Annotated in this window: 14 protein-coding genes; 1 reads left to right on the top strand and 13 read right to left on the bottom strand. The window is 49.7% G+C overall.

Features of this window, described 5'->3' with window-relative positions; genetic code table 11:
• Positions 1 to 288: 288 nt before the first annotated feature.
• From QUB77_RS00070 to QUB77_RS00030, 9 genes are all read right to left on the bottom strand, one after another.
• Positions 289 to 1632 (bottom strand): Rid family detoxifying hydrolase, encoded by a 1344-nt coding sequence (locus tag QUB77_RS00070; RefSeq protein ID WP_333169332.1) that lies wholly within the window; start codon positions 1630 to 1632, stop codon positions 289 to 291.
• Between the two features lie 172 nt (positions 1633 to 1804).
• Positions 1805 to 7117, bottom strand: a complete 5313-nt coding sequence (locus tag QUB77_RS00065; protein WP_333169331.1) for a response regulator — start codon at positions 7115 to 7117, stop codon at positions 1805 to 1807.
• 51 nt (positions 7118 to 7168) lie between these two features.
• Positions 7169 to 8071: an HNH endonuclease gene (locus QUB77_RS00060; RefSeq protein ID WP_333169329.1), complete on the bottom strand. Its 903-nt coding sequence runs from the start codon at positions 8069 to 8071 to the stop codon at positions 7169 to 7171.
• A gap of 57 nt (positions 8072 to 8128) precedes the next feature.
• Positions 8129 to 11224, bottom strand: coding sequence for a methyl-accepting chemotaxis protein (locus QUB77_RS00055; protein ID WP_333169327.1), 3096 nt, complete (start codon positions 11222 to 11224; stop codon positions 8129 to 8131).
• A gap of 147 nt (positions 11225 to 11371) precedes the next feature.
• Positions 11372 to 11905, bottom strand: coding sequence for a chemotaxis protein CheW (locus QUB77_RS00050; RefSeq protein ID WP_190661936.1), 534 nt, complete (start codon positions 11903 to 11905; stop codon positions 11372 to 11374).
• 22 nt (positions 11906 to 11927) lie between these two features.
• A complete protein-coding gene (locus tag QUB77_RS00045) occupies positions 11928 to 12113 on the bottom strand; it encodes a hypothetical protein (protein WP_333137133.1) in 186 nt (61 codons plus the stop codon).
• 504 nt (positions 12114 to 12617) lie between these two features.
• On the bottom strand, positions 12618 to 13841 hold the full coding sequence (locus QUB77_RS00040; RefSeq protein WP_333169325.1) for a response regulator: 1224 nt from the start codon (positions 13839 to 13841) through the stop codon (positions 12618 to 12620).
• A 206-nt stretch (positions 13842 to 14047) separates the two neighbouring features.
• Positions 14048 to 14290 carry a hypothetical protein gene (locus tag QUB77_RS00035; RefSeq protein ID WP_333169322.1) on the bottom strand — a complete coding sequence of 81 codons (243 nt, stop codon included), beginning with the start codon at positions 14288 to 14290 and terminating at the stop codon, positions 14048 to 14050.
• Positions 14278 to 14487, bottom strand: a complete 210-nt coding sequence (locus QUB77_RS00030; protein ID WP_333322770.1) for a hypothetical protein — start codon at positions 14485 to 14487, stop codon at positions 14278 to 14280. The genes QUB77_RS00035 and QUB77_RS00030 overlap by 13 nt, the downstream gene beginning before the upstream one ends.
• 1287 nt (positions 14488 to 15774) lie before the next feature.
• Here QUB77_RS00030 and hmpF point away from each other — a divergent pair.
• A complete protein-coding gene (hmpF, locus tag QUB77_RS00025) occupies positions 15775 to 17520 on the top strand; it encodes a pilus motility taxis protein HmpF (protein ID WP_333169318.1) in 1746 nt (581 codons plus the stop codon).
• Here hmpF and tilS read toward each other — a convergent pair.
• The 4 genes from tilS to QUB77_RS00005 all read right to left on the bottom strand — a co-directional run.
• The gene (tilS, locus tag QUB77_RS00020; protein WP_333169317.1) at positions 17517 to 18662 is read right to left on the bottom strand and encodes a tRNA lysidine(34) synthetase TilS; all 1146 of its coding nucleotides are present in this window, start codon (positions 18660 to 18662) and stop codon (positions 17517 to 17519) included. The genes hmpF and tilS overlap by 4 nt on opposite strands.
• 127 nt (positions 18663 to 18789) lie before the next feature.
• Positions 18790 to 19215 (bottom strand): KGK domain-containing protein, encoded by a 426-nt coding sequence (locus QUB77_RS00015; RefSeq protein ID WP_333169315.1) that lies wholly within the window; start codon positions 19213 to 19215, stop codon positions 18790 to 18792.
• A gap of 289 nt (positions 19216 to 19504) precedes the next feature.
• Positions 19505 to 20575, bottom strand: a complete 1071-nt coding sequence (gene ccsB / locus QUB77_RS00010) for a c-type cytochrome biogenesis protein CcsB (protein WP_333169313.1) — start codon at positions 20573 to 20575, stop codon at positions 19505 to 19507.
• A 144-nt stretch (positions 20576 to 20719) separates the two neighbouring features.
• Positions 20720 to 22339, bottom strand: a 1620-nt coding sequence (locus tag QUB77_RS00005) for a CHAT domain-containing protein (RefSeq protein WP_333169311.1), incomplete at its 5' end; no start/stop codon positions are given.

The raw sequence follows: 22339 nt of genomic DNA, 5'->3' as shown, positions 1-22339 counted from the left end.
TTGCTAATTGCTAATTGAGATTAAATCTGATTGTTTCAGATTGATTTGGGAGTAGGTGCGCGACAGCGACAGATCCACAAAAGTGCGATCGGCTGTAGAAGTTAATAAAGTCGCGCACTTTACCCTCGGCGGTTGCTATAAGTAAACGTTCAAATTATTCATCTCTCTCCCCTCTTTCTCAGCGCCCTCTGCGCCCTCTGCGGTTAAATCACTCAGAAATATTAAAAAAAACCAAATATCCAGAAACCAGGCTTATTGAAAAAGCCTGGTTTCTCAAAGAAGATGAAATCAAATCACAGCAATACAGTCAATCTCTACTAACACATCTTTCGGCAAACGCGAAACCTCCACACAAGCGCGCGCCGGTGCTGTTTCCGCATCAAAATATTTCGCATAAACCGCATTCACAGCGGCAAAATCATTCATATCTTTGAGGAAAACCGTAGTTTTTACCACATCCAACCAAGTAGCGCCGGCTTCTGTGAGAATGGCTTCGAGATTTGCCATGACTTGTTCGGTTTGTTTTGCCACGTCGTCGGTGTAGACAATATCGTTTAGTCTAATGTCGATCGCAATTTGACCGGCTACAAACAGCATAGTGCCCGTTGCGGCAATGGCTTGATTGTAAGGGCCCACGGGGGCGGGTGCTTTGTCAGTACGAATAATTTTGCGAGTCATAGATGTCTCTTTTTGGGATAATGTTTCGGAGGATTCGGGCTGGTAGATTTCTCCGTCAGAGGTTTCGGGCTGGTATATTTCTCCATCGGGCATTATTGTACCAGTTAAGTCTGCATTTTTGATATTCCAGCCATAGATTTGAGCCTCAGTCAAGTCTGCCCTTTTTAAACTTGCTGTAGTTAGATTTGCTCTCATTAAGTTCGCTCCTCGCAGATTGGCTCTTTCTAGATTTGCATTAGTCAAATTCATTCTTGACAGATCAACACCGTGCAGAATAGCTTTCGGAAACTTAGCTTTTTGAAGTTTTACCTCAGTCAAATTTGTCTCATTCAAATTTGCCATAGTTAAGTCAGCTTCCCGCAAATCTGCCTCAGTCAAATCAGCCTTATTCAGATTCGCTTTACTTAGGTTTGCTTTATACAAAGAAGCTAGACGTATGTCCGTACTATCTAGACTTGCACCGCTCAAATTTGCTTCGTCTAAATTGGTGCGACCTAATTTAGCATTATTTAAGTTTGCTCCTATCAGAGTTGCCCGCTCTAAGTCAGCATAATTTAAAATAGCACTACTAAAGTTTGCCCTGGTCAAATCTGCACCGCTAAGGTCGGCCCAGTTGAGATTCGCTGAGCCAGCAATGGCGCAACTTAAATTAGCACCTCTCAGCGATGCTTTACTGAAGTTTGTACTTTGAAGGTATGCACCTGTTAGAATTGCTTCACTCAAATCTGCACCTGAAAGATTTGCATTGTCTAAGTTGATGCCACTCAAATCAGCACCTTTAAGGTCTGCCCCACTTAACTGTGCTTTTGCAAATTGACGATCGCCTTTAGCGTATCTTTCTAAAAGTTCTTCAGCTTTCATAAATAACCTCGATCGCCCTTCCGCTACACCCCACTTTCCCAGCCTACCACCAAAACCGAAAGCGCGAACTAAATCTGCGTCAATCCGCGTCAATCCATTTTTATCTGCGGTTAAAAATTTCCCTTTGTTAACCGCAGATATAGGCAGATAAACACAGATTAACGCAGATAAATTAGAAATTATCTGCGTTAATCTGTGTTTATCAATTCTTATCTGCGGTTAACAAATTACCTTTTTTAACCGCAGATAAACGCACATTTACACATTACACACCAACCGGAGCACCAACAACCTCACCTTTCAACATCCGAGAAGCAGCATCAAGCAATTGCTCCTCCAAATAAGGCTTAGTGAAATAACCTTTCGCGCCCAAACTGTAAGCCATTTGGCGGTGTCTGTCAGCACCGCGAGAAGTTAACATCGCGATCGGCAATTCACACAAAACCGCATCCTTCTGCATCCGAGAAAGTAGTTCCAAACCGTCCATTCTCGGCATCTCAATATCGCAGAAAACGATATCGCAAGGCAGACCAGATTTCATCTTTTCCCAAGCTTCCTTACCGTCGCGAGCTTCTTCCACACGATAGCCAGACTTCTCGAAAGTAATCGACAAGAGCGATCGCACCGTAATCGAGTCATCCACAATCAGCACAGTCGGCTCAGTCTTCTCGATTTCCGCCTCCTTAGTAGCCTTCTCGCTCTCATCCCAAAGCGTACCGCCAGTGTCCTTCCGCAGCCTTCCGGTAGCCAAATCGATCAGCTCCAGAACGTCCGCAATTGCCACGATCCGGCCGTCCCCGAGCACCGTGGCCCCAGCAATCCCGATCGGCTTCGGCACCGGCCCCTCCAACGGCTTGATCACAATTTCCTGTTCCGTCGAAACCTGATCCACCTGCACCGCCAAGAAATTGCCAGCAGACCGCAGCACGATCACCGAAATCATGTCATCGTCAGTATTAAACCCGTAAACACTGCCCCGGCCCAAATGGCGGTTGTAAGCCAGCAAATCCCGCAGCGGCCGGAACGGCAAGCTTTGACCCCGCCACTCAATGCAAGGCAAACCGTCCGCCCCCGTCGTCACCTGATCGCGAGGCACATCGATCATATCCTCGACCCCATCCATCGGGAAAGCAATGCGAGCTCGATCGCTAATGCAAGTCAGAGCCTTAGAAATGCTCAACACCAGAGGTAAACGGATGGTAAACACAGTCCCCTTACCGATGGTTGAATCGATCGACACAGTGCCCCGAATATCCTGCAAGCAAGTCTGCACCACATTCATACCGACCCCCCGGCCGGCGTACTCCGTCGCCTGTTCCTGAGTGCTGAAACCCGGCATAAACAGCAAATCGTAAACTTCCGAGCGAGACATCCTCTGAGCCTGAGCCGCCGTCAGCATACCCTGCTTAATTGCCTTCGCCTTCACCTTTTGCGGGTCAATTCCCGCCCCGTCATCAGAAACCGAAACCACGGTTTGGTTCCCTTGGTGGAAAGCGCGAATCGTAATCCTGCCGACAGCAGGCTTCCCAGCCGCCAGACGCACCTCCGGCGCTTCGATCCCGTGAGTAATCGCATTGTTCACCAAATGAGTCATCGGGTCATAAAGCTGATCCACAATCATCTTGTCGATCTGAATATCCTTACCCTCAACCTGCAACTGAGCCTGCTTCCCGCACTTAATCGCAATTTCCCGCACCGCCCGGAACAGCCTGTCCGTCGTCTCCGCAAACTGCTTCATCCGGGCGCGAGTCAAACCTTCTTGCAGTTGAGTAGTGACTTGTCGCAGTTGGCGAGTCACCTGATCCGCCTCATCCACCAAAAACTCGATGTCCGCCGCCGACTCCCGCACCCGCACGATCAGCTCAATAATCTCTTGAGCCAAACTGTGGAAAGGAGTAAACCTGTCCATTTCCTCTGGTCTCCAGGCACTTTCCCGGGTATGAGCCGAATCCTCAGAGCGCCAGGCCGATCGGTGTCCCTGGCGGTTTGCCAGCAAAGCAATCTCCAAAAGACTCCGCTCGTAGAAATCCTGAGTCCGCTGGCTCACATCGCTCAGCAGCGCCACCTGGTGGAGCAAATTGTCCAAAAACTGCCGCATCCGTTCTTGGTCTTGCTCCAAACTGTTGCGGTTCACAACCAGTTCCCCCATCAAATTGCTGAGGTTGTCCAGTTGCTTGATTGGCACCCGCATCGTCTGGTCGCCGAACCCGCCCTTCTTCATATTGCGCCTGGGTCTGTTGATCGCCGACGGCCCCATATTGCCTTCCCCTTGGCGGCCGCTGTCCTTGGGATCTTCCAGCAGTTTTTCCAAATCGCCAAATTCGTCGTCGCTCTCATCGGCTGCAGCGCGCGGAGCTTTACTAGCAGTTGTTGCCGGTGCAGGAATTTCCGGCATAGTTGCGCTCTCGCTGAGGAGTTCTTCGAGATCCGAGAAAACTTCTGTATTTACCGGACTCTGATTTGTGCTCCCAGAACCTGCTATGACAGCTCCAGCACCCCCTGCAATTAACAGTGCTTCTAAATCGTCAAAATTGCCTTCGGCATCCTCATCGTCTGATTCGCCATCGCCAAAAAAGTCTGCCAGCGACCCCTCATCTAACTCCGAGGAATCGGCCTCGGCCGACTCGTCCTCAGCGTCCCAAAAGCCCGTCGTCAGTTCCGAAGTCACCAGAACCTCAGCATCGATCGAATCCAACAAATCATCAAAACCCTCCAACTCTTGGTTGTTGAGAGTAGCCCCGGTTTCCATCGCCGAGAGCAAATCAGCATCGCCCTCCAACATACCATCGAGAGATTCTGCAGGCAGTGGCTCTAAATCCGCACTTAAAAAATCCGTTTCTAGGGCATCAAACAAATCATCTTCGCCCTCAGACTCCCCGGCGCCATCTGTTTCGGCTCGATCGAACAAATCCACACCCACCCCGCCTGCCAAACCCTCGGCAGGCTGGGCAGACAACTCCTTCACCTCCACAGCAGCGCCGTCATCTGGCGCCGATCCAGCATCTGGCTGCTGCACCATGCCTTCGGCAAACATATCCTCTAAGAAATCGAAAACTGCGCCCTCATCAGATTCGACATTTGAAATTTCCGACTCAGGACGATCGTCGGACAAAGCCCCAAGTTCAACCTCTGCCGAATTTGTCAAGTCTTGGTCGGAAACAGCGGCACCATTGTTCTCGAACAAACTCCCCAAGTCGCCCTCATCAACTCCCGCATCCGCACTCAGCAATTCTGAATCCCCATCATTCCGCCAACCCCCACGGGCTTGCCCCGAAGCTTCTCCGTCATACTCAGTACCGGTAGGTACAGAACCGAACAGCTCAGTCAAATCCGCCGCTTCTCGGGAAGTAGCCGATCCTTGCCCATCCCGCACAGTCTGTTCATCCTCAGAAATCGAACCCGAGGTCATATCTCCAAACAGCGCATCTAAATCCGTATCGTCGAGTTCCAGGTTGAGCGATTGCACAGACTCGTCTTCCAGGCCGAAAGCATCTTCTAGCCAGTTTTCATCCGCAGAGATATCTAAATCAGAATTTGATGTCATGTTAAGAACGTTGCCCATTTCCTCATTTTGTGGGATGCCTGCAGCTCGATCTCGATCGCCCCCGTTCTCCCCGCCTTCGTCTTCTGAAGAAAGGAAATTAGAAGTAATCCCCAACAGCTCGCTCAAATCCGAGTCCTCGCCAACCTCAGAGAACAACTCGAAATCATCCATTTCAGGGAGAGCAGACGCTTCGGCATCCGATGAATCCTTATTGCCCCCCCCTGCTGCCGGCTCCTTCGATTCTCGGTCTAAAGCCTCCGATTTCAGAGAAGACTCCGAAGAAACTGCCGGCGCACCCGTTGCCTCAGATAAGCCTAAATCGCCGAACAAGTTATCGAAATCATCATTGTCCGTAACACCAGCAGAAGTTTGGGCCGCCACTTCGTCCAAAAGCGTACCGAGAGCATCTTCGTCCGCTTGTCCCCTGGCTGGGGCCACCGTGTCCTCTCGCCGCTCCAAACCGTTCCTACCGTTACCTGTTTTAAGTTGTTTGCGAGTTAACCGCTGGCTCGAACCCCCATTTTTCTGACCGGCAGCTACTGCCGAGCCATCTGCCTCTTCTCCAAACAGCAAATCCTCCCCAAACAAACTCGTCAGGTCGTCAATCGGAGGCTTCGTGTTCGTTTCGGAAGTTTCCGCATCGTATTCGTCAAACAACAAATCAGTAAAATCGCCGGAATTGTCATCGTCTGACCCCAGCATTCCCGCCGCCGATATCCCAGAAGACTGTGCATAGTCGAGGTCTTCTTCTTCTTCCCAAGCGCCGTCGAGCTCCGGGGACTCGCCGTCAAACAAGTCAGCTAAAGTGTTGAGTTCTGCCGCGCCCACTTCCGGGCCGCTGCGGGTCGAGCCTCTAAAAGCACCCGTCTCCATATCCGAGTCTGCGAAGGCGGACTCCTCGTCGAACTGGACGGATCGAATGCCACTGTCATCGTTGCTGTCGCCACTGTCTAGTTGGTCGAACAGCTCGTCTATACTCAGCCCAGAAATAGTCGGCAGCAACTTGTTCAATCCATCCGTGGCATCGCCCGATCCCACCATATCCCACGCCTCATCCTCAACAGAAACCACATTTGTCCCGGATTTACTCGGTTGAGCGAAGGCGAGCAGATCTTCAAAATCCGTTTCTGGAACCAGAACAGCCGGCTGCAGCGCCAGAAGTTTTGCGCTTGGTGCGATCGACGATTCTAGACCAGAAATTACCAGTTCTTGCGCTTGTTTGATGTCTCTTATGATTATTGCGGCTAAGGTACGGTAGCTATTTTCTGGGTTGGCGATCGCCTTGGATACAGCTTTGATCAATTCTATCCAGCAGGGCAGTTCAAATTCTTCCCCTGCCCGGAGCAAATTCCGACAAATATTCTTGAGTTGTCGCCTGCTTTCTGGCCCCTCGGGCTGTTTGAACTCTTGCAGGAGTTCCCGCATCCTCGCCGGCACGTCTGAGTCAAATACTAGCAGCAGCGCGCTGTCTTCTGTTGCTCTGGCATCAGGTGCGTAAACTGACCGCGAATCCTGAATACTCCTTGATGAGGCCAACGCCCCGACTCCCATCCCCGCCATAACTGGTTCGGGTACTGACATCGCGTAGCTCTCGTCTGCATGGTGTTCTCCGTGTCCAACGAGTCCCCCCAAGTGCCCGTTGAGTTCTTCAAATACTGGTTCTAATTCTCGAACCATCTGTTCTCCCAATTCTTCTGTCAGTCCAAAAGGCCCCGACAGTTGCTCTAACAGCCCTTGCAATGTGTCAAAAATTCGCAGGAAAAGGGACTCTAGCTGTTGGTCTACTTTAACGCTGCACTCTTTTAAAACTTTAAAACTATCTTCTAGTCGGTGAGCTGTTTGTTGAATGCTGGTTAGCCCCAGCATTGCTGCTCCTCCTTTGACAGAGTGAGCGGCCCTAAATACTTCGTTGACCAGTTCTGGGTCTTCGATCGTGGTTTGCAGATTCAGCAAGCCTTGTTCGATCGTATTGAGGTGGTCTTTTGCCTCCTCAATAAAGTAGCCCATTATCCTCTGTTGTTGCTCCGGCAGCATAGTTTTATTCCTGATTTTAAGCGTTATTGTATTGGGTCTATGTTAGTAGTTCTAGAGAAGCTCTCTGTAGATCTCGCCCCTTGCCAAGAGAATAATCTGACTGCGAGATATCGCAAATGTCCTGGCTATTTTTGTTTTCGATATGCCCTCACTTAAAAGATAGCGAATCTCCCGCACTTGTTCGGGTTTTAGTTTGCGCTTAGGGCAGATATTGCCAGGAACGAAAGGAAAGCGATTTTTTTCTATAGAATCGCGGGAGTTATCGGCGGGAGTTCCTTCCCACAAATGGTCAGGATTGACACAACCGCGATCGTCGCAACTGTGACACGCAAAATAACCGGGTTTAACAGGCCGTCCCAGTTTGTGTTCCAGTACAAGTCTGTGAGCGTAGAAACTTTTTGTTTTACCATTAATTTTAGTACCTTTAATGGCGTAACCATCACTTCTTTTAGCCAAGGTACAAATCATGCAGCCGTTCGGCTGTATTTCGGCCCTAATACCGGGAATTATTTCTTGGTCTCGCAGTTGTTTTTGAGGTTTCGGCGCAGATGTACTTCCGACATCTTTAATGCGTCCTTTTTTAAACCTATCTTGAGAATTGTCTAGTCTAGAACCTTCCCATAAATGGTTGGGATTAATGCAGTTGCGGACATCGCAAGTGTGGCAAGCAAAGTATTCCGGTCTAATCGGACGACCTAAAATATTTTCTAATACTAAACGGTGAACAGTCAGCGTTTTCCATTCACCGTTAATGCGAAGTCTTTTGTTGGCATAGCCCCTGCTGTTTTTTGATAGGGTACAGATAATACAGCCCGTCGGCTGTATTTCACCAAATATGCCAGGAATAACCTCTACTATGTTGTCGTCCATCTGTGCAACTCCTACTTCCTTTAGGTGTTGGATTGGCAGCCTCGCAGCGCTTTCAAGACTGCGAGGTTGCTTTTTGTATGCCATTATTGCCACACTAATCGGATTGTAAATCAGCCCGCAAAAAAAGCATTAGACAATTGATTATTGTCTTTCTGCTGTTTCTACTCGGAATCTTTCCACCGATGTCAAAAGGTCGCGAGCAACGCCCACCAAATTTTGCAAAGCACCCGAAACTCGCTGCGCTTCTTGGGACGTTTCCTGAGCAGTTAATTCGACAGCCTGCATCACACTGGCGACCGCGCGAGCTGTTTCGTTTTGCTCTACAGTGTCGGCAGTAATCGATCGCACTAACACGTCAATTCGGTTAGTTACTTGAATGATATCTTCAAGCGACCGCTTCGCCTGTTCTGCCAATTTTGTCCCCTCAATAACCTGCTGCGTCCCTTCTTCCATCGCCGTCATTACCGCGCCGGTTTCGCTTTGAATTTGCATCACGATCTGTTCGATCTCTTTCAAAGACTTAGCCGATCGGTCTGCCAATTGTCGCACCTCATCTGCCACGATCGCGAAACCCCTGCCCGCTTCCCCAGCTCTCGCCGCCTCAATACTGGCGTTGAGAGCCAACAAATTCGTCCGAGAGGCGATCGTCGCAATTAAAGCCACAATCTTAGAAATTTCTTGAGAAGCTTCCGCCAACCTCTTGACTTTTCTCGTGGTTTCTGCTACAGTTTCTCGAATTTCCAAAATCCCGGCCACCGTGCGCTCCACAGCCTCGCCCCCTTTCAGAGCCGTTGCCGCCGCGCCCCGCGCCACTTCTTCCGCCTCTCTAGCGCTTTCTGCGACCCGCTGAATCGCGTCGGTGAGGACTTGCACCGAATTCAGCGTTGCAGCCAGTTCCTCAGCTTGCCGCAGCGCATCGGAAGACAAATCGCCCGCAAACTTAGCACTATCCGTAGCGCCTTTGCTGACCTCCCGAGCCGCCTGCTTCACCTGATGGACAATTTCGCGGAGATTTTGAATTGTCAAGTTAAACGAGTCAGCCACAGCACCCAAAACGTCTGCGGTCACTTCCGCAGTCACCGTCAAGTCACCCCGGGCAGCTCCTTCCACGTCGTCTAGCAAGCGAATCACTTGGCGCTGCAAGTCTTCTTTTGCCTGTTCCTGCTCGTCAGACTTGCGCCTGGTATCGCTAATCGTGGTTTGGATGACCTTCGCCATATGGTTGAATTTAGCAGCCATTTTGCCAAATTCATCTTCCGAGTAAACGGTAGCGCGAGCATCCAAAGTTCCTTGAGATACCGCATCGAACTGAGCTTGCAAATTATCCGACGACTTGCGTACCTGCTTGGCGATCAACTGGCCGATGCCCCAAGAAGTTAAAAAGCTGGTAAAGCCTGCTGCTGCGGTCATTACCCAGCCTGTTTGGCGCAGGTAAACGATCGCCTCCGGTTTGTCTTGCCGCAGAGCTTGATAGGAGGCAATGTTCGTGACGAAAGCCACAGCTACCAGAGAAACCAGTCCCGCCCCGATTGCCGTGTACAACTGTTTTGTAAACAAAGGGGCATTTTCCAAGAAAGCCAGTCCCCCCTGTTCTACTGTTACCGAAGTATCGACCGCTTCTGTTTCGGTGGGAGAAAAAGTCGGCACAGACGTATCAGCCGGGCCGCTTATGCTAAATATTTCGTCATCTCGAATTGCTGAGCCATCGCTGTTGTCAAAGTCCAGGCTGCTGCCTGTCGTTCCCATCATGCCGCTGGTCGAGTTGCCGAAATTGGTGTTACCTCTAGTCAGGATCGAACTGGTGGCATCTTCGGAGATATCAAAGTCAGGCAAATTGCCCAAATCGTCAAACTCGTCAAATTCGTCTAAAAAGTCGCTGTGTTCTTGACCGTTCCCTGCTTTTGACGACCAGCCGCTGTTGTTCTTGTCGGACGCCCCGAAAGCTGTCGCTTGTTCGTTTTCGTCGAAAGAGAAAGAATCGCTAAAAGCGTCGTCTTCAAAAGCATCTAACTCGAAGTTGTCTCTAGAGCTAAATGCCGGGGGTTCCGAGTCACTGTAACCGTTGCTGTTGGCGGAACCTCGATCGACTGAATTAAATTGTCCCCGGCTCGACCTTGACGAGTGAGAGTTGGGGACAGCACCTCCCATCAACAGCGTTTCGTCTTCCGCCAGCGAATAGTTTGACGAGTAGTCCGACCCGTTATTCGGCTGTTTGTTTTGAGGTCGAGAAGACCCAAAACCCGACGAGGGCATCGCCTCGGCAAACGGGTCTTCCTCTTCGGCCCCAGGTGCGTTATGACCGTAATTTTGGCCACTCTGGGGCGGGGATTGGTAGTCGTAGTCGGAGTTATCGTCGAATTCGTCTGGCAAATCGAGCCCAGCAAAAGGTTCGCCAAAATTGTCCGAGTGCCCGATGGGGGAGTCTAGTTGGTTCGAGTCGAAGGAATTCCCGGTTTCTGAAGAGGCAAAACTTTGACCGTTGAGCATCTGAGTCGGAGCTTCGGAAAACGAATCTCCTGAGTAAGGTGTGCTTTTCCCAGACGCTTTGCTGCTAGACACGTCAGCAGCATCAAACCCTCCATCATCTAAGGCAAAAGGGTCTCCAAAGCCCGAGTCGGCAAACTCGTCTATGTCGTCTAGCGAGTCGGAGGTCTCAGCATAAGCTGCCATTCCGCCGCTGTCGCCACCAAAGGGGTTAGAATGTGAGGTTAAATCTGGGACTAAGCCTGCGCGATCGTCGTCTTCTGCTTCCCACCCCAAGCCACTCATGCCCAAGTCTGCCAAGTCCTCGTTTTCCATGTCGTCGGGGGATTGACTTGTATAGGAAAGGGAGGGTGAATTTCCTTGGAAAAGTCCCAAATCCGGGTCTTCTAACCCTTCATCAAGAGATAAGTCTGGGTAGAATTCTAATTCAGTTTCAGCAGACAAAGCCTCGAAATTTTCCGTTTGCAGCTCTCCAGATAAAAATTGGTCTGTGTAAGTAATTCCGTTGTGAGCGTGTTCCACCAAACTTGGGTCGTCACTCAGGCCTAGCACAACCGTGTACTGTTCCCGCGCCACCTCATACTGTTGCAGTCCGTAGCAGTAAATGTGTCCGCACAGCAGGCGAGCGCTGGGGTCTTCGGGAAAATCTTCTACTAATTGATAAACTAGGGCTGCGGCTTCTGAATAATTGCCATCCATGTAGGCCGCTTCTGCCCGTTGGTAGTCCTGCTGAAAGTTGGTACTTGTTGCCATTTGCCGCCCTCTTTGGATTTTAGATTTTAGATTTGAGATTTGAGATTTTTATCTTGAATTGAATGTTTAGATGCGCGCCTCAATTTGTGTGACTGTTGATGGTTAGACCCCAATCGAAAATCGCAAATCGCAAATCTAAAATCGATTTCACGCTGCCCACCGCGCCGAGCGCAGAATTTTCACTTGATCTAGCAGTCGGAGCACTTTCTGAGCTTGTGCACCTAACATCCATTCTCCCCTCAGAAATGGAATCATGCCGTCTGGTGCATTGTTCTGAGAGTGCAGTTGCTCTACGTCGAGCCAGTCCATCCCCACAATTCGATCGACTGCCAGCCCCAAAATCGTGTCTTGGTCTTCCACAGCCACGATCGGGATTTCGGGTCTATCTGTGTTCAGAGGTGTTTGGTCTCCCAGAAATTGGCCGAGGTCTGCCACCCAAATCACTCGTCCTCTCATATTTAGCGTACCTAAAAGCAAAGAGGAAACGTTGGGGATCGGTGTCATGCGGTCTGGGGAAGGGGATAGTACCTCTCTAATCCCTGTCGCTGGCAGTGCGAACTCGTTCCCCGAAGGAACGTAGAACCGCAGGTGCAGCTCGCCTTCGGGAGTTTCTAGTTCTTGGAATTCCGGAGCCGGATCTACGCCTAGTCCTGGTAATATAAAGTCTGGGCTACCGCTAATCATAATTCTGACACCTGCATTTCTAGCAAATTGTTGAGGTTTCCCGCCAAGAATAACCCGATCGAACTTCGATGGTCGAAACTTGACACAGCCAAGCTTGACACAGCCAAGGGGTGAATGGCGCGACTGCCTGAGATCCTTGGCAATAAATTTGCTCCGTCAATAATTGACTGCCATCAATAAATTCGCGCGACCTTTGCTGGCACATTAGCTCCAATCGACTACGAACAATTAATTTGAAACCCCTAAAGCTTCACTTTGTACTCCCACCGCCGTCTCAATTGGTAAAACTCTGGGTAATTTCTGCGATCAATGCTAAACCGATACTCGGATTAGCGAGGAGTTGTTGACCTGGCTGGTGTCGCGACAATCATGAACGGAGTCACTTAAGACTGACAATTGCACTCTCTGACTTTGTACAGAAATACCTAGCAATAAGTAGCTCTGTGCATCAGTTTTTCGGAGCGGCTGCAAGTGGAGAACAAGTATATTATATTTGCACTTTGAGCGTGTTAGACCCACTTGGGCCTAGAAATTGAACAGAGTTTTACCGACGCCCTTATGCCAGCGCGCGGATTAATACATTCTAGTTTATGGTGCGATCGCCAATAGTACCCCCAGCTTTCTCTTTGTGGCAGCCGAGACTCGATCTAACCGCAGGTACAAACAAGCTCCCATCATGGCATGGGTGCGATATTTATTTTTCTTCTAATTAATCTTCTAGCGATCGGTCTAATAATCTTTCCGAGAGATTGACTCGAGGGTAGCCCGGACCTACATATTTTTCTACCAGCATCAATAACTCGCTTTCACCAAAAGGTTTGGTGTAAAAGTCTGTAGCTCCTGCCATGCGGGCTTTAACGCGGTCGATAAATCCGTCGATGCCCGTCAGCATAACGATCGGCGTCTGCCGGAAAGCGCTAGAACTACGCAGCATAGCGCAAATTTCGTACCCGTCGAGTTCCGGCATGGCGATGTCACACAGAATTAAATCGGGTTTGAGTTGAAAAACCAAACTCAATGCTTGGAGGGGATTGCCGATCGTAGTAGCTTCGTAACCGTGTTCATTTAAAATTGACTCAACTGTTTTGCGAATAGTATTGTCGTCGTCAATACAGACAACTCTCGGAACTTTGGTTTCTGGGGACGACCATTCTTTTTTATTATTGGCCGGGGCAACAGAGGGTTCGTAAAATACTTGCACCAATCCCTGCTGCACAAATGGGTAAATCGCCTTAGCGACAGTGAGCACGTCTCGGTTGAGGTAGCGCGCCATTTGGCGGATCGAAGTGTGCCCGTCGGCCCAGCGTCTGAGAGTATTAAAGGTATTGACAGGCAGCGCGACTCGCAGCTCGGAGGGGTCTGAAATCACCGGGCATTGGTTGGGCGACTGAATGTGAGGGTGAAACTGCTTCCACTGCTGCACCTGTTTGACAATCTTGGCCAGCAGCGAGCTAATTTCTAAGCTGGTCAGTTGAGGAGCCAAAGCTGGGCCCATTTCAAAAGTGAAGGAACCCTGGTGGAGACTGAGCAAGTCAAATAGGGTTTCGTGGATCATGCTCTGGATGATGTTGCGGCCTTGAGCTGGGGTGAGGATGTGGTTTTCTAGCAGGGCCCATAGGTAGCCGTATTCTGGGGCATTGGTAGATGCCATATAGGGAACTTGGATTTTGTCGAGGGCGGTATCTGCTTTGTAGCGGCGCAGGTAGTCGCGCAAGCGAAACAAACTGCCCGCACTCTGGGTAGCGTAAATAATCTGACCGTTGAAGCAGAAGACATACCAGGATTGTCCTGCAAGGGAGCGCGAGGTAGGTTGAGTACCCGTGCTGCTGCCGGTGGAGGTGTAGGCCTCTACGAACAGTTCTCCGGTTCGCTGACCTAACTCAATCAATTGCAGGATGCTGCGGATGTCTATTTCACTCAAATTTCCCTGCATGCAGCTAAAGTGTCCTCCTTAAAACCGTTGGCGTCTGAGCTCGGAAAGACTATGTGCTGGCGAAAAGATTGACTTTAGTTTCCGTCAATAATTTACGCGCTGATGCCGATCTCACAATTGGGAATTGACGAAAGGGCGATACTTGCTGCTGCTCCTCGGCCGCGCTACCAGTCCACAAGCTGAAACCGCGAAACTCGCGGCATTCTCTAAGTGTAGAGTTTCACCTTAGTATTCCCACGGCGTTGCTTAAACTCGTAGAATCCATATCGCACGATGGCACGGGTTCTTCGAGTGTGCAACGCTGGCATTCCCGACTGGTTCAAGTCTTCGATAGCCAAAGTTTTGAAGTTTTTGGCTGAGTATGCCGTCAGTTTATCCAACACATCTTGGCGTAGGGCAACTTCAAAATACCGAGGATTCTCTGGTTTTACCGCTGCTACCAGCAGCAAGTGCCAATCAAGCCCCGATGGGAACTTGAGGCTAGTCTGTTGGGTTGGATGAGTTGCGATCGAGGTTTTTTTGGGTTTGCCACAGCCCTAAAATTAGGTGCTGTCAAAATGAACCGTTGTTGGCAATTGTCAGGAAAACCCTCAGTGCCGATCGACCTTTTTGCTCGCCCGTGGCGAGCGTCATAGGCTCGCGTCATTACCTTATTCTAAGGCAGCGCGGTTCAAATCCCTAGTCCGCCGGAGCAAGGCGCAGGCTGGGGGGCAGCGAGGGCTTTTGTGGCGATCGATCCATAACTAAAGCGTTGTAAAATCCATACAAACTTTTGGATCTAAGCGCCAGAGGCAAGCCCTGGGCTAACGACAGGGGAGTTAGACCTGGGGATCACTCGGTAGGGGCCTTTAAGTCTCGTGAAACGATTGTGTTGCTAAAACCAGAGTGGTATGATTGGCACAGAGCGATTCGCCAGAGTAAGAATAACTTTCAACCCATTGAAATATCCTAGACGGCGAGCAACCCCGGCAATGCACTAATCCGATTAATTCGGAATAGTGAAAGGGCAAATAATTGCAGCATAGGTCACGTTCAACCTTAAAAATAGGAAGGACTCAGCAAGTCTGCGCTCCGGGAGAAGTAAAGTTCTTTGAGTGAGTAGAGCCATATTTGAATGTCCCATTGTCGTCTAGAAGGTGGGCAAGAATCCCCCGGCTTTAGACGTGGGGAGGTTAAAGGACTGACCTTTTTCAGGTTTGGGCTATGGCAGTCTCCGCAGTGAGAGCTAGTATTGAATCAAGCGGGATTGGTACTTCTCTCTCCTTCCTCCAGACAACTGGCGGCGGCCGTACTTTCTGGAAGTTCTCCCGTGAGAACGTGCTATGCGTGAGTGCTGTTTTCGTATAGTAAACGAATTCTTGTAAACTCTTAGAAGATAGCGGTAGAGAGTGGTAGTATGTAATAGGATAGGCTACCGTTTGAAACCAGCGCCGAAGCATGGGACTAAGCGAAAAAGTTTCCTAGTAAGCGTAACGGCTCAGCTCCCAAAAGCGTAACGCATTGAATAGCGCTTTCAATATTGTGTTGAAAGCTTTGAGAGATACCTCCCTATCATGGCTCGCTAAAAGCGATGCCTGATCTGCCATACACAGTAGATCGAGGCGCAATCCTGGATTTACCGGATTAAATGTATCTGAAGAAAAGTTAGAAAAAAATGCTATCCCCCGATTGGGCAAACGATACCAAAAAGTAAGACTTAAGTGGCAAAAAGTTATCCTTACTTGCCTATACTTGTTTACTTTAGGTAAGTTGACTAAAGATCACACGCAGTGCTATGTTTAGTCAAGAACCTTTGGCTTAAGGGGGATAGCCTACTTATCTTGGGATTAGCCGTCTACCCAACAGCGTAGGAAGTAAACACCACTTATCTTTTAGGCCTTTAAGTAACTTAAAGTAAGTTGGGATAGGTTTTACGAAGCAGAGGACTATTAGTGTGCTGTATCTAGCGGAAGTACAAAAACAGAGAAGCGGCTTTGGTCTCGGTGGCGGTAAGGCTGAACTGAAACTGCTAGCTTGTCAGCGGGGCGAACATAACTGGAGCGCGGTACCAGGCGATGACGCGATCCCAGTTGAGGAAGCTAATAAGTTTAACGACGGCACGCTCGTGCTGGTTGAGCTGAGCGCTAGCAAGCAAGTGCAGCGGATTCAGGAGGCGGCCCGCCAGTTGGTGAGCATTCTGCAAAATTTCTCGCGATTGCAGGACAAGTTTAAGGATAAGGAAGAGGAAATTGAACAGTGGAAGGCTTCTCTGACGTTTTCGAGTCAGGAACTCAATCGCCGGGAAATGGAAATGCAAGCCCGCGAAGAGCAGTTGGCTCAAATGGAAGAGGAGTTGGAGCGACTGGAGGCTCAGCGCTCAGAAATTGAAAATACTAGAGATGAAGCTAACCGACTGCGAGAAGAAGTAGATCGCAGTCGTGTGGAAATTGAGACGGCTTGGGAACAGTTGCGGGGCGAGCAGCAACGGGTGGCCCAGCAGCAGTCTGAGGTTCCGCAGGGGGCAGTAGTTGATGAGCAACAGACGCAGAGGATTCAGGAGTTGATGCAGAAGCTGGGAGGGGCAATTGCTTCTGCCCAAGGGGTGCGGGAACAACTGAATCAGTCTTTTGGTGCGGTGGGCGCTCAACAGGCAATTCTGGATCAGCACTGGCAGCAGTTGGAGCAAAAACAAAGCATAGCTCAACAGCAACAAGAAGAGGTCGATCGACAAAATCAGAGCCTCCAAAACCGCTGGCAAGAGTGGTACCAATCTCAAGATGCTTTGGCCGGGGCTCGGGCGGAGCTTAAAGGGCAGCAAAGTACCCTCAGCGCGAAGCAGGACCAGGCTCAGTCCGTGTCTTTGCAGGTGCGGGCTGTTGAGGATCTTTACCAGCAAGTTTCCAGCCTCGCATCTGCTTCGGGTGCTGCGGGTACGGAGCAAAAAGTAGATGTGTCAGCTTTAGAGAAGATGCCTGTTGATGAGTTACAGGGGCTGGTGCAACACCTGCAACACGATTTGGAAAAGGTGTTCCGGTTTGTTAACGATCAAGAGGAGGAGTTGACTCTGCAGCGGGAGACAATCGAGGAGCTGCAAGGGAAAATTCAAGCTGCTAGCGAGTACGATCGCATGGCTTTGGAAAATGAAATGGCAGATGAACTCGAAAGTTATCAGATGTTAAACGAAACTCTGGTGGGACAGCGCCTCCGGTTGCAGGAACGGGAAGATGTTTTGAAGCAGCATCAGGCGGTGCTGTGGCGGCGGCTGGGTACTGCTAATGCTCCCAAACAAGAGCGAGGAGATATTGATTTGGGGCCGATTGTGGCACAGCTCAATACTCAGCGGCAGCAGCAAAGCCAAGAATTGCAAAGACTGGAAAACGAAATTCAGCAGGTGCGGGAAGCTATATCCCAAATTGAGGCCAATGTCAACCGCAAAAATGGGGAAAGTGAGGCGAAACGCTACGAACTCAAGCAGTTAGAGCAGAATTTGTTCAACCAGAAAGGTGCAGTGGCACAACTCTGGGGCAGGATTAATGTTTATCAAGAAATGTTGCAGCCGGTGCAGGACAATTTGAATGCGCTACGCCAAAAGCTCGAAGCTGTGGCGACGGAACTCGATCGCGTGCAGCAGACGGGAGACGAGCAAGATCGGGTAGTTTCTGATTTGCGGCAAGTCCTTTCGGGTTTGATAACAGGTTAAAATTTAATATCTAAAATTATCCAAGGGTGTTCGACTCGACCGATCGCTCCTCCAGGAAATGGATCGGTTTGCGATCGGTTGGGCGCTACGATTAAGCGGGTTAGTTTTTCTACGCTTTCAAAACTCGGCGCCGAGGGCAATATTTGTTGCAGTATTTGCCGCATTGCCCGTCGCTGCAAGGCCAGGGGTGCTTCCCGCAAAATCGGGCGATTTAACTTGACGGGAAGTTGAAAATTCACCTGCGGGCTGTCTGCAATTGGAGACATTGCTCGGTGTAGCAAGTCGCTGGCTGCAAGTTCCAGATATTCTACGTCGGCGCGGAGGAGTTCGGCTGTTTGAGCTAGCGCTTGTTGGGCTTTTGGGTTGAAATGAGTTTCCAAATAAGGCAATAATTCCGATCGAATGCGGTTGCGACTATATTGCAAGTCTTGATTTGTGTAATCTTCCCAAATAGGTAGTTTTTGCTCTTGACAAAATTGACCTGTTTGCGATCGAGTTATTTCCAGCAAGGGACGAACTAAATAGATTTTAGATTTTAGATTTTGTATTTTCGATTGGGAATTTTCATCCTGATGTTCCAATCTAAAATCGGCAGATATTTTGGAGTTGTGATTTTCGCCGGAATTCCCCAATCTAAAATCGGCAATCGGCAATCGAAAATCGAGCAGGGGTCGCGTCCAGGTGAGGGCAGAAAGTCCGTCGGCGCCACTGCCGCGAATCAGGTTGTAGAGGAGTGTTTCGGCGCGATCGCTGGCGGTGTGGCCTGTAACAATGTAGGGGTAGTTGTGGGCGATCGCAATGTCGGTTAAAGCTTGATATCGCCACTTTCTGGCCGCTGCTTCTGTTTTGGGAATGTCCGAGGCTGTTTTCAAAGAGTAGGATATTCCCCAGTTTTTAGCTAATTGTTCTACATGATTGGCGGACGCTTGCGAGTCAGAACGCCAACGGTGATCGCAGTGTGCGATCGCTAGGTTCCACCCCCATTTTGGCTGCAAATCTAGCAGTAATTTAATTAAACACAGAGAATCTTGTCCGCCGGATACTGCTACTAGCAAGCGCTGATTAGATGGCAATATTTGTCTGTACAGCAGCGTCCTGTGAACTAGAGCGTGCAGGTGCGTCCAATTGGAAGATTCAGGCATGAGAGCAGTTTTTATTTAAGCAAAAATAAGGAAGTTAGACAACGAGTAGTGTTCGGGATTTAACCGATGGATTTTGAGTAAATAAGGGGGAGTCTCCCCCTCTCGCAATCTCTCAGTCTTTGCCTTCCTAGCTCCACATTCCTATACTTTGGGGGTCGCGGTCTGGATACCTAGAAATAGGAAAATGATTACTTATTTCTGTTGAGTCACATTGATTTAATGGCTCATCTATATCGGTTTGATTAGAGCTATCTACGGCGTAGTTTTGCACGGTGTCCGATCTTTCGGCAGCGGCAGGAAGGGCTTTTTGCTCTTTGATTTCAGGTTCGAGCGGAATGAACTCCAGACGCATTCTAAGTTTTCCTTTAGTCCAGTCTTTGCCAGCACTTAATAACTCGCAATCCAGGCCCTCTGAGAATAATTTTTCGTCTACCAATTTCGCCTGCATAATTGCCATAAATTCGCTGACTTTGAATGTACATTGATACATCAAAGCGCTGGTAGGGGCAGACACAACATCGTTTTCTTGGGGAACTATTGGCGATTCGTCCATATTAATTGTCCTTATTTTAATGAATGAGGGCAGTTCGGCAACTGATTTTGTAACGGATGTAACGGATGTAACGGATGTAACGGAGGTCAGGAAGACCGAAGTTATAAGAAGGAAGAAGGGCCTTCGGCGAACCTTCTCGGATAAAAAAGGGAAGAAGGAAGAGGGAGTTAATTATTAGAATGTCGCTGGTTGAGTAAGGTGGGAATTGCCCACCCTACAACCGGAGATGATATTAATCCCGATTCTTTGACTTATCCTGTTCTTCTGTGGCCCATTGGTGGATCTGGAATTAGAAAAACCAACCGTAGGAATGTAAACCTTTGCCTAACAGATTAACGCCTAGATAGCAAATCCAAACTACCACAAAACCTGTAGCGGCTAAAATTGCTGGGCGTCTTCCCTGCCAGCCACGAGTAATGCGGGCGTGCAGGTAAGCAGCAAATACCAACCAAGTAATTAGCGCCCAAGTTTCTTTCGGGTCCCAACTCCAGTATGATCCCCAAGCTTCGTTAGCCCAAACTGCACCGGCAATAATGCCAACTGTCAGTAAGGGGAATCCTAAACCGATGATGCGATAGCTAATGTTATCAAGAGTTTCTGCTAGATTCAATCGCTGGGGCGAGAGAAGTTCTGCGGTTTGAGTTGGGGCTGTTGATGGGGTTTGAACGGTGGCTAATTCGAGCACTGCGGTGGTGCCCAAACCGTTATTGTTGGAGTTGAAAGAGGGTTCGCTGAAAGCTAATGCGCTGTCGGCGGTGGTTTCTGCAATTTGAGGTTCGGGGTTTTGAGGGCGTTGGAGGCGGTAGTTGCCGTTGCGGTTGCTGTTGGTGCCGAAGGAACTACCGGTGAGTTCGATTTTTTGGCCGCGGGTGACGATTAAAAAGGCGATCGCCAGTAACGCTCCTACCATTAAAGTTGAGTAACTGAGCATCATGACGCTAACGTGCATCATCAGCCAGTTTGATTTGAGGGCGGGTACTAGGGGCTCTGCAGATTGCATGGTGGCGGGCAGAGTCAGGGCTGCAAAGGCGGATATTGCCATTGCTACGGGGGATGTGGCTACTCCTACCAAGCGGGAACGACTCATGTTTTCCGCGACTAGGTGGATGGCGGTGATTCCCCAAACTAGGAAAAATAGGGATTCGTAGAGATTGCTTAAGGGGAAGTAGCCGGCTTCTATCCATCGAGAACCGAGTAAAGCGGCGATGGATAGGTTGGCGACGGCCATTCCTGCGGTGCCTAGGGCCGACAGATAGGGAATGCCGGGGAATGCTGCGCCAAACCAGTAAATGAGCATTGTGGAGAACAAAACGGCAAAGGAGATGTTGTCCAGCCAGTTCTGGAGTACGACCAGATCCATAAAAATTACTCCGGTAGTGTTTTTACTTATTTTTGCTAACTAGATCGATCGTACTGGGGTTGGGCAGTTTTGGGTTTGGGATTTTGAATTTTTGTGGCAATTATGAGTGGTTGGCGGTTGTTTATGTGCGAGTGGGGGATCGACTCACCAAGGATTGCCAATCATTCTAAAAGCAGACCAATAATAAGGATGAGAGAAATTCTGACTCCGCACGTTTGCCAATTCCGGGGGTAGGGGCAGATTGCCAACAGAAGTGTGTAGCATCCCCCCTTCAATTCGCACCTCTTGGCGCAACATCGCTAATTGCGCTTGCCGGAGTGCTTCTGCTTTAATCGGAGCAGTTTTTAACTGCCCGTAAAACTCCGCCATCAATCCTAAACTGCCCTCGTCGCTGACATACCAAAGAGTCGCCATAGCCGATTTAACCCCGGCTTGCACGGCTAACCCGCCAAAGCCTAACTCGGCTTCTCGATCGCCCACAGCAGTCTTGCAAGCACTCAAAACTAACATTTCAACTTGCGGGCTGTGCCAATTCATTTGCCGCAACTGATCCAAACGCAATTTAGTATCCCACAACTGAATAAAGGATTCGCTGGGATCTCCCGATCGAAATTCGGCGTGAGTAGCCAAGTGAATCATCCCAAAAGGCTGCTGCTGGCGCTGCGATTTCAAATTGGCCAGGGTGAAAGCTTCATTCAAGAAAGACTTACCCGGCCACTGCTGCGGGGTGATTGTCGATACTTCTATTTCCACCGCAGGTAAAGGACTCATCTCTGGAAATTGCGACGCCCCCATTGCCAGAACTTGGGTATTTTTGAAATTGGCGGGGCTGGTATCCGTCAAACTCAGACTCGGCATCGATCCAACACTGTAACGCTCTACCAGAAAGCCTTTGCCGTCGTGCAGGGCGCCCATCGGTATCGATCGCAACCCCACATCTGAGATAAAAGATAAATTCTCAATGCCTTTGGCTTGCAGTTCTGCTTCGAGCGGCGCTATCATCCACTGGTAGAGTTGCTGAGCCAAGGGCAAATAACTTTTAGTGTTGCGCTTTACCGGATTAGTCAGTTCATCGCGAAATTTCCCAACCGCTTCCATTACCTGGGCGCGAGAGGTTCCAGGGACGCGCTGGCGAACGGGCACACCTTCCGGGGTGATCACCATCATTTCCAGTTCGTCAGAGGCTTGAATTTGCTTTTCTACGCGCAAAACGGGGGAACTGCTGTAAGGCCGATCGACTGTAGAACCCCTGGGTACAAAGCTGATATAAATGAGAGCTGGTTTGATGCCTGTGGCTTGTTGGACACTGCGAAGGGTATTTTGGGCATCTTCTAGGGTGGCGATCGCATTTGTTGATGGCAAATTTAGGTAATCGACAAACTCGTTGGTAAATCTCTCCTCGACGGGAAAAATAACGGCGCCGAGGTTAGGTGGCAACTTGGAAGCGTCAAGATTCCCAGACGCCGGAGGTGAATTGCGCTGTTGCAATGAATTAGATATCTGGTTTTGCTGTTGCAAGCTGGGGGAAAATAAACGATTGATGCCGGGTGGCTGGTTGGCTGCGAGCTCCGGTGTCGGTATCGGTGCGAGATTTATGGGCGCTGCAGCAGGCGCAACCACTGGATTTTGAGTAATCGGCTGTGCGATCGGCAAATTTGAGCCGGGGGCTGGATTTTGAGTAATCGGTTGTGCGATCGGCAAATTTGAGCCGGGGGCTGGATTTTGAGTAATCGGTTGTGCGATCGGCAAATTTGAGCCGGGGGC

Origin of the sequence: Microcoleus sp. AT9b-C3, from assembly GCF_036705485.1 — a bacterium.
In the GTDB taxonomy this organism is placed as follows: Bacteria; Cyanobacteriota; Cyanobacteriia; order Cyanobacteriales; family Microcoleaceae; genus Microcoleus.
This window is presented reverse-complemented; position numbering and strand designations above follow the sequence as displayed.